Below are 11,248 nucleotides of genomic sequence, written 5' to 3'. Positions count from 1 at the left end.
CCCCTGCGCCGCCGCGACGGCCGGCGCGCCCACCCGCGCCACCGCCCGCCAGTGGGCCGCGCTCGCGGTGCTCGTGCTGCCCGTGCTCCTCGTGTCCGTGGACATGACCGTGCTGAGCTTCGCGCTGCCCTTCGTCTCGGAGGCCCTCGCCCCGAGCGGGACGCAGCTGCTGTGGATCGTCGACGGCTACTCCCTCGCCATCGCGGGGCTGCTCGTGCTGATGGGGACGCTGGGCGACCGCTTCGGCCGGCGCCGGCTCCTCGTCGTCGGCGGCGCGGGCTTCGGCGTCGTGTCGCTGCTGGCCGCCACGGCGGACTCCGCGGAGGCCCTCATCGCCGCGCGGTTCGCCCTCGGGGTGTTCGGCGCGACGCTCATGCCGTCGACGCTGTCGCTGCTGCGCAGCACCTTCACCGACCGCGAGCAGCGCCGCACGGCCTTCGCGGTGTGGGCCGGCGGGTTCGCGGGCGGCGCGGCGCTCGGCCCGATCGTGGGCGGCTGGCTGCTCGAGCACTTCTGGTGGGGCTCGGTCTTCCTGCTCAACGTGCCCGTCATGCTCCTGCTGCTCGTCCTGGCGCCGCTGCTGGTGCGGGAGTCCAAGGACCCGTCCCCCGGGCGCGTCGACCTGCTGAGCGCGGCCCTGTCGATCCTCGCCATGGCCGGCGTCGTGTACGGCATCAAGGCCCTGGCCGACGGCGGCCCCGGGCTGCACGCCGTGGCCACGCTGGTCGCCGGGGCGGGGCTGGGCGTCGTGTTCGTGCGGCGGCAGACCACCCTGGACGACCCGATGCTGGACGTGACGCTGTTCCGCATCCCGGTCTTCCGCACGGCGGTCCTGGCCAACCTCATGAGCATCCTCGGGATGACCGGGATGCTGTTCGCGACGTCGCAGTACCTGCAGCTCGTCCTCGGCCTGGACCCCGTCCCCGCCGGTCTCCTGCTGCTGCCGGGGGCGGTCGCCTCGATCGTCGCCGGACTGCTCGCGGCCCGCCTGGCCCGCCGCGTGCGGCTGGACCTGCTCATCGCCACGGGCCTGCTGCTCGCGAGCGCCGGGTACGTCGTGGCGGCGTTCCTCGGCGCGGGGGACGCGGGGCGCAACGCGGTCCAGCTGGCGCTCGCCTTCGTCCTGCTGTCCGCGGGCGCGGGTCTCGCCGAGACCCTGACCAACGACGCGATCCTCTCCACGGCCCCGCCGGAGCGCTCGGGCGCGGCCTCGGCGATCTCCGAGACCGCCTACGAGGTGGGGGCCGTGCTGGGCACCACGCTGCTCGGCAGCCTGCTCAACGCGGTCTACCGCTTGCACGTGCAGCTGCCGTGGAACCTGGCCGGCGGCGAGGGCGACGCGGCCCGCGAGACCCTCGGCGGCGCCGTCGAGCTCGCGGGCCGGCTGCCCGCGGGCAGCGGTGGGCCGGAGCTCCTCGCGAGCGCGCGGGAGGCGTTCAGCGCGGGTGTCGACGTCACCGCGGCGGCCGGGGTCGTCCTCACGGCCGGCGCGGCGCTCGTGGTCTGGCGCCAGCTGCGCCCCGCGGCGCGGCCGCCGGCCCGGGAGGTGCCGGAGCCCGTCCGCGCGTAGCGTCGGCGCCCAGCCGCTCACCGTGGGAGGACGCCGTGCCCGAGAAGTCGCCCGAGTCGAAGGTCACGAAGGCCGGGCACGCCCGCCAGGACGCGATCCCCAGCACGCTGCAGCGCTCGGACGCGAAGGCGCAGGACACCTTCGCCAAGGCCCACGACGCCGCGGCCGGGTCCTACGGCGACGAGCAGCGCGCCAACCGCGTGGCGTGGGGCGCGGTCAAGCACACGCACGAGAAGGTCGGCGACCACTGGGAGCCCAAGGAGGGCGGCCGCCGGGGACCCTCCGACCCGCAGTCCGAGGGCGGGGCGGACACCGACCGCCGCTCCTCGGGCGGCGTGGACGAGAAGGCGACCAAGCGCCACCTCCTGGACCTGGCCCGCGAGGCCGGCGTCCGGGGACGCTCGTCGATGACCAAGGCGCAGCTCGTGGACGCCCTGCGCCGGGCCAACGACCGCGCGACGGCCCGCGCCCGGTCCTGACCGCGTCCTGACCGCGTCCTGACCGCGTCCGGTCTGCGTCCTCAGTCCGGCGGACCGGGCGCGAACAGCGCGGCGGCCAGGCGCCCGTGGGCCGCGTGCAGCCGCGCGGCCTGCCGGGCGGAGCGCTCCAGCAGCTCCCCGAAGGCCGCGGTCCGCAGCCGCGGGTGCGCCGGGGCCCGCTCGGCGAGCACCCGCCACACGGCCTCGCGGCGCCGCAGCGCGGCCTCCAGCCCCTCGAGGTCGAGCAGCACCTGCACGGCGGTGCGGCGGGGGGCGGCCGTGGCGGGCACCCGGTCCAGGACGGGCAGCCGCTGCAGCAGCGGCGCCAGCTGGGCCACCCGCGACGACGCCCACGTGACCCCCAGGACCGCCCAGTCGGTGCCCACCCCGAGGTCGCGCATGACGGCGCGCAGCGCGGCCCGGTCGGCGGTCACCTCCCGGCGCAGGCCCAGCAGCGCGTCGCGCTCGGCGCGCAGCTCCTCCGACCGCGCGGCCCGGCGCAGGTCCGCGACGAGCGCCCCCGCGGCCGCCAGGTGCTCGTTGAGGTAGACCGCCAGCGCGGGGTCGACGAGCGGGCCCGGCGCCGAGGCCGCCGCGGACGGCCGGCGCGGACGGAGCACGGCGGTGGGCACGCGCAGCACGGCGCCTCCTCGGTCCGGTGGAGTCGGCGGGTCGCGTCCTGGTCGGTCCCCGCGGGCGGCCCCGACGGTACCGGCGCGGTCCGGTGCCGTCACCGCGGCCGGTCCGCACCCCGCGTCCGGTGCGGAGAGTGACGACGTGGGGAGGTCTCCGAACGGGTGATGTGCGACGTTCGGATGGAGCGACACCCCGTCGTAACGTAGCGTGCATGAGCGGTCACTCTGATGACCGCGCCGACGCGAGGACCGAGACGGGGGCACGGATGAACGGTGCACAGGGCGGCCTGCTCATGACGGAGGGTCCCGCCATCGACACGATGGTGACCCTCATGCCGACCTCGTCGGCGACCGTGCACACCGCCACCGTGCGGTCGTGGACCGCCAGCGCCGCCGGGCTGGTGGTGACGAGCCACGTCAGCGCCACGCCCGCGTCGGTCGCGGCCCTCGACGGCCAGCGGGTCTGGGTCAGCACCGAGGCGCACGCCGACGCCGACGGTGCCGTCGTGCCCCACGCGGTGTTCCAGGCCGTCGCGCAGGCGCACCGCGAGGACGAGCTCGCGCTGACCGGCGTCATGCTGCTGGCCGCGGAGACGCGCCGCGGCGCCGTGCGCGCCACCACGTCGAAGCTCGCGCACCTCAGCACCCCCGACGGCGACCGCGAGGTCCGCACCGTCGACATCTCGCGCACGGGCGTGCGCCTGGAGGCCGGCTCGCTGCCCCGGGCGCACGAGGAGGTCGACCTCTCCCTCGACCTCGAGGGGGGCGTCGAGGTGCACGCGCACGGCGAGGTGCTGCGCGTCGACGACGCCACGGGCGAGGCCGTCGTCCGCTTCGTCGAGCTGGACCGCGACGCCGCCGACGCCCTCGAGCGCAGCGTCCTCATCGAGCTGGCCCGGCAGAACCGCGCCGACTGACCCCGGGTCAGGGGTGGTTCGGCCCCGGCCCCTGGGACTCCGGCGGCTGACCGTCCGGCGGCTGGGACTCCGGCGGCTGGGACTCCGGCTGCTGGGACTCCGGCTGCTGGGACTCCGGCTGCTGGGACTCCGGCTGCTGGGCCCACCACGCCCGCAGCTCCGCCTCCGCGACGTCGGCCGGCAGCGGGCCGCGCTCCATCCGCAGCGCCAGCAGGTGCTGGTAGGCGCGCCCGACGACGCGGGACGGCCCGATCCCGAGCACCCGCATGATCGCGTTGCCGTCGAGGTCGGGGCGCACGGAGTCGAGCTCCTCCTGCTCGCGAAGCCGCGCGATGCGGACCTCCAGGTCGTCGTAGGCCGCCTCCAGCCGCCGCGCCTTGCGCACGTTGCGCGTCGTGCAGTCGCTGCGGGTCAGCTTGTGCAGCCGCGACAGCAGCGGCCCCGCGTCGGTGACGTAGCGGCGCACCGCGGAGTCGGTCCACTCGCCGTCGCCGTAGCCGTGGAAGCGCAGGTGCAGCTCGGTCAGCTTCGCGACGGCCTTCGTCGTGTCGTTGTCGAAGCGCAGCGCCTTCATCCGCTTGGCGACGAGCTTCGCCCCGACCACCTCGTGGTGGTGGAAGCTCACCCCGCCGCCCTCCTCGAACCGCCGCGTCCGCGGCTTGCCGACGTCGTGCAGCAGCGCCGCGAGCCGCAGCACCAGGTCCGGCCCGGGCACGTCGCCGCCGGGGCCGTCCTCGCGCCCGATGGCCTGCTCCAGGACGGTCAGCGAGTGCTCGTAGACGTCCTTGTGGCGGTGGTGCTCGTCGATCTCGAGCTGCAGCGCGGGCAGCTCGGGCAGCACGTGCTGCGCCAGCCCGGTGTCCACGAGCAGCCGCAGCCCCGCGACGGGGTCCACCGCGAGCACGAGCTTCTCCAGCTCGGCGCGCACCCGCTCGGCCGAGACGATCGTGGTCCGCTCGGCCATCGCGGTCATCGCGGCCAGCACCTCCGGGGCGACGCGCAGCCGCAGCTGGGCCGCGAACCGCGCCGCGCGCATCATCCGCAGGGGGTCGTCGGAGAACGACTGCTCCGGGGTGCCGGGCGTGCGCAGGACCCCGGCCGCCAGGTCCGCGAGGCCGTCGTGCGGGTCCGCGAAGTCCAGCGACGGCAGCCGCAGCGCCATCGCGTTGACGGTGAAGTCGCGGCGGGACAGGTCGCCCACGAGGTCGTCGCCGTAGGAGACCTCCGGCTTGCGCGACGCCGCGTCGTAGCTCTCCGAGCGGTAGGTCGTCACCTCGACCACGACGTCGGTCCCCGCGACCGTGCGGCGCGCACCGATGGTCCCGAACTCGCGGCCGATCTCCCAGTACGCGTCGCCCCAGGCGCGCAGCAGCTTCGCCGTCGCGTCGGGCCGCGCGTCGGTGGTGAAGTCGAGGTCGGCCGAGCGGCGGCCGAGGAACGCGTCGCGCACCGGGCCGCCCACGAGCGCCAGCTCGTGACCCGCGCCGGCGAAGACGCGACCGAGCTCGACGAGGACGGGCATGACGGGCCCGAGCGCCTCGACCGCGCGCCGGCGGGCGTCCTCAAGGGCCGCGGCCAGGGCGGCCGCACCGGGCCCGTCGGTCCCGGCGTCGGAGGCGGCACCGGAGGCGCCGGGCGGAGGAGCGGAGGGACGGGGGAGCACGGGACTCAAGGGTGCCAGAGGCGCGGAGGAGTCCTGGCTACAGTGAGCCGATGGTCAAGCCTGCCCGGGACCCGCGTCGGCGGCTGCCCACCGTGCAGGAGACCTCCTCCGGTGGGCTGGTCGTCGACACGTCGACCCCGACGCCCCGCGCGGCGGTCATCTGCCGGGTCAACCGGGCCGGGCGCCACGAGTGGTGCCTGCCCAAGGGCCACCTCGAGGGCGCGGAGACGCTGGAGGAGGCCGCGGTCCGCGAGATCGAGGAGGAGACCGGCATCCGGGGCCGCGTCGTCGAGCCGCTGGGCAGCATCGACTACTGGTTCTCCGCGGAGGGCCGGCGCATCCACAAGGTCGTCCACCTCTTCCTGCTGCTGGCCACGGGCGGGCACCTGACGGTCGAGAACGACCCGGACGCCGAGGCCGTCGACGTCGCGTGGATCCCCCTGACCGAGCTCGACGCCCGCCTGGCCTTCCCGAACGAGCGGCGGGTGGCCGAGGCCGCCTCGCACCGCCTCAGCGAACTCGCGTGAGCCGCCGGTGACGCGGCGGCCCGGCGTCCTGGTCCGCACGACGACCGCGACCGCGCTCGCGGTGGGAGTGGCGCTGGCCCCCGCCGGGGCCGCCGCGGCCTCGCCCACCCGCACGACGCCGGCCGGCACGCCGTCGCCCTCGCCGTCGGCGGCGGCCCTGCCCCTGGCCGTGACCCTGCTGGGCGTCACCCCGAGCGCCTACGACGCCGACGACCCGGCGCGCTCGCTCGTGACCGTGCGCGTGGGCGTGCGCAACACGACGCGGGCGGCCCTCACCGGGCTGCGGGCGCGGCTGGTCGTGCAGCGCGCCGCGCTCGTCACGCGGCAGTCGGTGCAGGGCTGGGCGACGGCCCCCGCGACCCGGTCCCTCGGCAGCAGCACGGTGAGCTCGGCCCGCGTCGACGTCGGGACGCCGTCCGGCAGCGGGGGCGAGCTGCCCGCCGGGGCCACCACCGAGGTGGTGCTGACGCTCCCGGCCGCGGACCTGCCCGGCACCGGCGGGGCGCACGCCTCGGCCGTCGAGGTCCTGACCGGCGACGGGCGCGCGGGGCTCGTGCGGACCTTCGTCACGGCCGCCGCGCCCGGCACCGCCCCGACGCGGATCACCCTGCTGCTGCCGCTGGTCGCGGGGCGCACGGGCGAGGCCGGCGAGGACGGCGGCGTCGACGGGCACCTGAGCGCCGCCGAGGTCGGGGCGCAGCTCACCCCCGACGGCCGCCTCACGCACCTGCTGGCCGCGGGGACCGACCCCCGCGTCTCGTGGGCGCTGGACCCGGCCCTGCTGGCCTCCGTGACGGCGCTCGCGTCGCCCGCCGCGCCGGCGACCGGTCCCGCCACGCCCGACGCGGCGGCCGCCGGGGCCCCCGCGGGCGACCAGGCGGCCGCGGCGGCCTGGCTGGCCGCGCTGCGCAGCGGCGCCGCGGGGCGCGACGTCCTCCCCCTGCCCTACGCCGACCCCGACCTCGCCTCCCTCGCCCGCACCCCGGCCGGCGACGAGCTGCTCGCGGCGGCCGACGCGGGCAGCGCCGACGCCGTGCGCAGCGGCCTCGGCGACGCACCGGCCGACGTCCTGGAGGGCGTGGCCTGGCCCGCCGACGAGGCCGCGGGCGCGGCCGTCGTCGGTCTCGCGGCCCGCGCGGGCGACCGCGCCCTCGTCGTGGACGACGTGAGCACCCCCACCACCGACGACGACCTCACCTACACCCCGACCGGCCGTCGCGACCTGACCGTCGGGACGACCCGGCTGGCCGCGCTCGTGGCCGACGCGACGCTGTCCGACGTGTTCGCGGACGTCTCGGAGCCCGCCGCGGGCGCCGCGCTCGTGCAGCGCTTCGTCGCCGAGGCCGCGACCACGAGCCTGCAGCGGCCGAACGACCCGCGCAGCCTGCTGGCCGTGGCGCCGCGCTCCGTCGACCCCGACCCCGCCACGGTGCAGGCGCTCACGACGGCGCTGCAGGACTCCGGCTACGCGCAGCTGCAGGGCGTCGAGGAGCTGCTGGCCACCCCGGCCCCCGACGTGGCGCGCAGCGGCCCGGTGCTGCCGCCGGACGCGGCCCGCGGTCAGCTGCCGGTCGCGCACGTCGACGCGGTGGCCGGGACCGTGGCCGACGTGGACGCCTTCGGCACCGCGCTGCAGGGGGAGGACGCCCTGCTCGCGGACCGGCGGCGGGCCGCGCTGGCCCTGCTGTCGGTCAGCTGGCGCGGGCACGCCGAGGAGCTGCCGGGCGCCCGGGACCGCGTGACGGACGCCGTCGCCGCCCTGGCCGCGGGCGTCCGCATCGTCGGCGGCAGCACGCGCAACCTCGCGGCGACGCGCAGCGAGCTGCCCGTCACGGTGGTCAACGAGCTCGACGTCCCCGTCACCGTGCAGGTGGTCCTGCGGGCCCGCGCGCCGCGCGTGCAGCTGGGCACGGTCGCGGAGCAGACGATCGCCGCCGGCAGCCAGCTGCGGGTCGCCGTCCCCGTGCGGGCCCTGGCCAACGGCACCGTGGTCGTCGACGCGACCCTGCGCGCCCCCGGCGGCTCGCAGATCGGTCAGACGGTCCCCGTGACGCTCAACGTCCGGATGGGCGTCGAGGGCTGGATCACGGGCGCGGTGGGCGGGCTGGCCGCGCTGCTCCTCGTCGTCGGGGTCGTGCGGGCCGTGCGGCGCCCGCGGCGGCGCATGGACGAGGCCGAGCAGGCCCTGCCCGTGCCCGAGGCCCCGGGCCTCGACCCCCGCTGACCGCGGCGCCGGCCGTCAGCCGCGGCGCAGGCCCGGCACCCGCCGCAGCAGCGGCGCGACGAGCTCCTCCAGCTCCCGGACGCGCATCAGCCGGCACAGCAGGACGAAGACGCCGAGCACGACGAGGCCGCCCACGACGACGACCACGGCCGAGGTCCCCCGGCCCTCGCCCAGCGCGTCGCCCAGCCGCACGACCCCGGTCCCGGCGAGCGCCGCGAGGCCCCCCACGACGAGCAGCCGCACGAGCGTCCGCAGCAGCCGGTGGCCGTCCAGGCCCCCGCCGTCCAGCCCGCGGAAGCGGCGGCGCAGCAGCGTCAGGCCGAGGACGCAGCCGACGACGTTGGCCAGGCTCATGAAGGCGCCGACGCCGACGACCTGCCAGCGGGGCTCCAGCAGGAACCAGCAGACGCCGTTGCCGAGCGTGGTCACGACGGCGACGACGGCCTGCACGGTGAACGGCGTCCGGGCGTCCTCGTAGGCGTAGAACACGCGCTGGACGAGGTAGGTGACGCTGAACGGCACGAGGCCGACGGACATCGCGACGAGCACCCAGCCGATGGGCCGCCCTCCGCTCACGACGACGTCGCCGATCGAGGGACCGAGCGCGACGAAGGCCGCGGTGGCCAGCGCCCCCGCGGCGGCGACCGTGCGGGCGCCGGCGGAGAAGTCGCGCCGGACCGCGCGGACGTCCCCGGCGACGGCCGAGCGGCTCAGCCGCGTGAACAGCGCCGTGACGAGCGACACCGCGACGAGGGAGTGCGGCAGCATGAACAGCAGGAACGCGTAGGTGTAGGAGTTCCCCGAGGCGCCGTTCTCGCCGGCCTGGTTCAGCGCGTACCCCGCCGACGTCATGACCTTCGAGGTGGGGACGAACGCCAGCTGGCCCAGCGCGACGCCCGCGAACGTCCACCCCGCGACCCGCCCCGCGCTGCCGAGGCCGGTGCCGCGCACGCCGAACCTCGGGCGGTAGCGGAAGCCCGCGCGGTGCAGCGGCCAGACGAGGACGAGGGCCTGCAGCGCGACGCCTGCCGTGGCGCTGCCCGCGAGCAGGGCGACCATGCCGGGGGTCCACGCGTCGGCGTCCAGGACGTCGCCGCCCGGGAACAGCGCGAGGAAGACCAGCAGGCCCGCGACGGCGACGACGTTGTTCACGACGGGCGCCCACATGTAGGGCCCGAAGCTGCCGCGCGCGTTCAGCACCTGCCCGAGCACGGTGTACAGGCCGTAGAAGAACACCTGCGGCAGGCACCAGTAGGCCATCGCGGTCCCCAGCACGAACCAGTCGCGGTCCCAGTCCTCGGCGTAGAGCCGGACCACGAGCGGGGCCGCCAGCGTGATGAGGACGGTCGCGCCGGCCATGAGGACGAGGGCCAGCGTGATGAGCCGGTCGACGAACTCCTGACCGGCGTCGGGCAGCCGGAACGCCTTGACGATCTGGGGGACGAGGACGGCGTTCAGCACCCCGCCGGCGATGAGGATGTAGAAGTTGTTCGGCGCCTTGTTCGCGACGTCGAACACCTGCCCGCCCACGCCGGACGCGGTGGCCCCGACGGCGATCCCCAGGACGGCGACGCGGAGGAAGCCGAGGACGCGCGAGACGAGCGTCCCCGACGCCATGAGCGCGCTGGAGCGGGCCAGCGAGGCCGTGCCGCCGTCGTCGCCGCGCCCGGGGGCGGTCGCCGGGACGGGACCGCTCGTGGTGGGGTCCGGTGTGGTGCTCACGCCACGATGGTCGCCGATGCGCGCGCCCTCCCGCGCCCGCCACCCCGACCGCGGTCAAGGCGCGGCCCCGGCGTGCCGACGAGACGGGTACGGGACGGGGAGCGCGCGCGGCGGCGGCGCTGTCGACCGCCGCGCTCCTCGCCCCCGCCAACGCCACCCGCCGACACCACCTGCCGGCAGAGGCCCGCCGACACAGGCCGCCGACGACAGGCCCGGCCCCACCACGGGGCCCCGCGGCCCCCGACGTCCGCGCGGCAGCCCGGCGCACCCGGGCGCTCCACCTAGGATCGGGGGTGGCGGTCGAGGCCGAGCGCACCCCGGGGACGGCAGGTGCGCCGTGGAGCACGAGGGGGACGTTCTGGACGCCGTGGGCCGCAGCACCGTGGCGGACCGCTACGCCCTCGACGCGGAGCTGGGCGCGGCCCGGGGCACGGGCGGAGGCCCGGACGGGGGCACGGACGGGGGCTCACCGCCCGACGCCCGGCAGTTCCGCGCGCGCGACACGACCCTGGACCGCCGGGTCCGGGTCCGGACCCTCGACGCCGCCGACCCGCGCGCGGAGGAGTTCCTCGACGCCGCCCGGCGCACCGCGATGCTCAGCGACCCGCACGTCCCGCGCGTCCTGGACGCGGGCACCGAGCAGCGCGGGGCCGGACCGGGCACGGTCTACGTCGTCGAGGAGGACGTCGAGGGCCGCACCCTGACGGAGCTGCTGCGCTCGGGGCCCCTGCAGGCCCCCGCCGTCCGCTCGCTCGTCGGCGAGGTCGCCACGGCCCTGGAGACGGCGGCCCGCCGCGGCCTGCACCACACCCGCCTGACCCCGGACTCCGTCGTGCTGGGCCCGGACGGCGTCGTGCGCGTGGTCGGCGTGGGCCTGGAGGCGGCGCTCGAGGTGGACCCGCCGCTGGTGTCCCCGGCGCGCGCGGCGGCCCTGGCCGACCGGGCCGACGCGGTGGGGCTCGTGGCGCTCGTCTACGCGGGCCTCACCGGCCGCTGGCCCGCCGTGCCGGGCGTCGCGGCGCACCGGGGCCTGCCGACCGCCCCGTCGGGCGGGGACGGCCCCGTCCCGCCCAAGGACATCCGGCCCGACGTGCCGAACGACCTGGACACGCTGTGCGCCGTGACGTTCGGGCCGCACGAGGACGGACCGCGCGACCCGGCGGAGCTGGCGCTGCAGCTCGCCCCGTGGTCGATGGCCGTGTGGGCGGACGTGCTGCGCGAGATGCGCGGCGAGCGCGCGACGCGCGAGGTGCGCCAGCGCCTCGCCAGCCGCGAGGTGGTGCCCGACGAGGAACCGCCCGTGCCGTTCGCGGCCCCGGCCTCGACGGGCCGCCCGCCGCAGTCGGACTCGCGCTTCGTCCTCGCCGTCGTCGCGGTCTGCGTCGTCGTGGGGCTCGTCCTGGCGCTGTGGCAGCTGAGCCGCATCGGGGTGCCCGACCAGCTCACCGGGACGGCCCCCACCACGCCGGCCGCCGCCCCGTCGGCGCCCACGGCGTCGTCGCCCGCCGCAC

At 77.4% G+C, this 11,248-nt stretch carries 9 protein-coding genes; 6 read left to right on the top strand and 3 right to left on the bottom strand.

Annotated elements, in window-relative coordinates; translation table 11 throughout:
• Together GTR02_RS15020 and GTR02_RS15015 are read left to right on the top strand one after the other, a co-directional pair.
• On the top strand, window positions 1-1,570 hold a 1,570-nt coding region (locus tag GTR02_RS15020), incomplete at its 5' end, for an MFS transporter (protein ID WP_166608304.1).
• A gap of 35 nt (window positions 1,571-1,605) precedes the next feature.
• On the top strand, window positions 1,606-2,049 hold the full coding sequence (locus GTR02_RS15015) for a ChaB family protein (RefSeq protein ID WP_166608303.1): 444 nt from the start codon (window positions 1,606-1,608) through the stop codon (window positions 2,047-2,049).
• Window positions 2,050-2,090: 41 nt separating this feature from the next.
• On the opposite strand, the gene GTR02_RS15010 is transcribed toward GTR02_RS15015, so the two are convergent.
• Window positions 2,091-2,690 carry a hypothetical protein gene (locus GTR02_RS15010; protein WP_166608302.1) on the bottom strand — a complete coding sequence of 200 codons (600 nt, stop codon included), beginning with the start codon at window positions 2,688-2,690 and terminating at the stop codon, window positions 2,091-2,093.
• Between the two features lie 260 nt (window positions 2,691-2,950).
• Here GTR02_RS15010 and GTR02_RS15005 point away from each other — a divergent pair, with 260 nt between their 5' ends.
• Window positions 2,951-3,601, top strand: coding sequence for a PilZ domain-containing protein (locus GTR02_RS15005; RefSeq protein WP_166608301.1), 651 nt, complete (start codon window positions 2,951-2,953; stop codon window positions 3,599-3,601).
• Between the two features lie 7 nt (window positions 3,602-3,608).
• Here the strand turns inward: GTR02_RS15005 and GTR02_RS15000 are convergent, their stop codons facing one another.
• Complete coding sequence (locus GTR02_RS15000) at window positions 3,609-5,123, bottom strand: CCA tRNA nucleotidyltransferase (RefSeq protein WP_420814736.1); 1,515 nt, start codon at window positions 5,121-5,123, stop codon at window positions 3,609-3,611.
• 191 nt (window positions 5,124-5,314) lie between these two features.
• Between GTR02_RS15000 and GTR02_RS14995 the strand changes: the two genes are divergently transcribed.
• Both GTR02_RS14995 and GTR02_RS14990 read left to right on the top strand, forming a co-directional pair.
• On the top strand, window positions 5,315-5,791 hold the full coding sequence (locus GTR02_RS14995; protein ID WP_166608300.1) for an NUDIX hydrolase: 477 nt from the start codon (window positions 5,315-5,317) through the stop codon (window positions 5,789-5,791).
• A 7-nt stretch (window positions 5,792-5,798) separates the two neighbouring features.
• The gene (locus tag GTR02_RS14990) at window positions 5,799-8,015 is read left to right on the top strand and encodes a DUF6049 family protein (protein WP_166608299.1); all 2,217 of its coding nucleotides are present in this window, start codon (window positions 5,799-5,801) and stop codon (window positions 8,013-8,015) included.
• Between the two features lie 15 nt (window positions 8,016-8,030).
• Here GTR02_RS14990 and murJ read toward each other — a convergent pair whose 3' ends face one another.
• Entirely contained in the window at window positions 8,031-9,737 is a 1,707-nt protein-coding gene (murJ, locus tag GTR02_RS14985; protein ID WP_205709343.1) for a murein biosynthesis integral membrane protein MurJ, read from the bottom strand.
• 337 nt (window positions 9,738-10,074) lie between these two features.
• On the opposite strand from murJ, the gene GTR02_RS14980 reads away from it, so the two are divergent.
• A partial coding sequence (locus GTR02_RS14980; protein WP_240895771.1) for a protein kinase family protein occupies window positions 10,075-11,248 on the top strand: 1,174 nt, incomplete at its 3' end.

Origin of the sequence: Kineococcus siccus (assembly GCF_009906795.1) — a bacterium.
Lineage (GTDB): Bacteria > Actinomycetota > Actinomycetes > Actinomycetales > Kineococcaceae > Kineococcus > Kineococcus siccus.
Note: the sequence above shows the minus strand (reverse complement) of the source record. Positions and strands in the feature narration are given on the sequence as shown.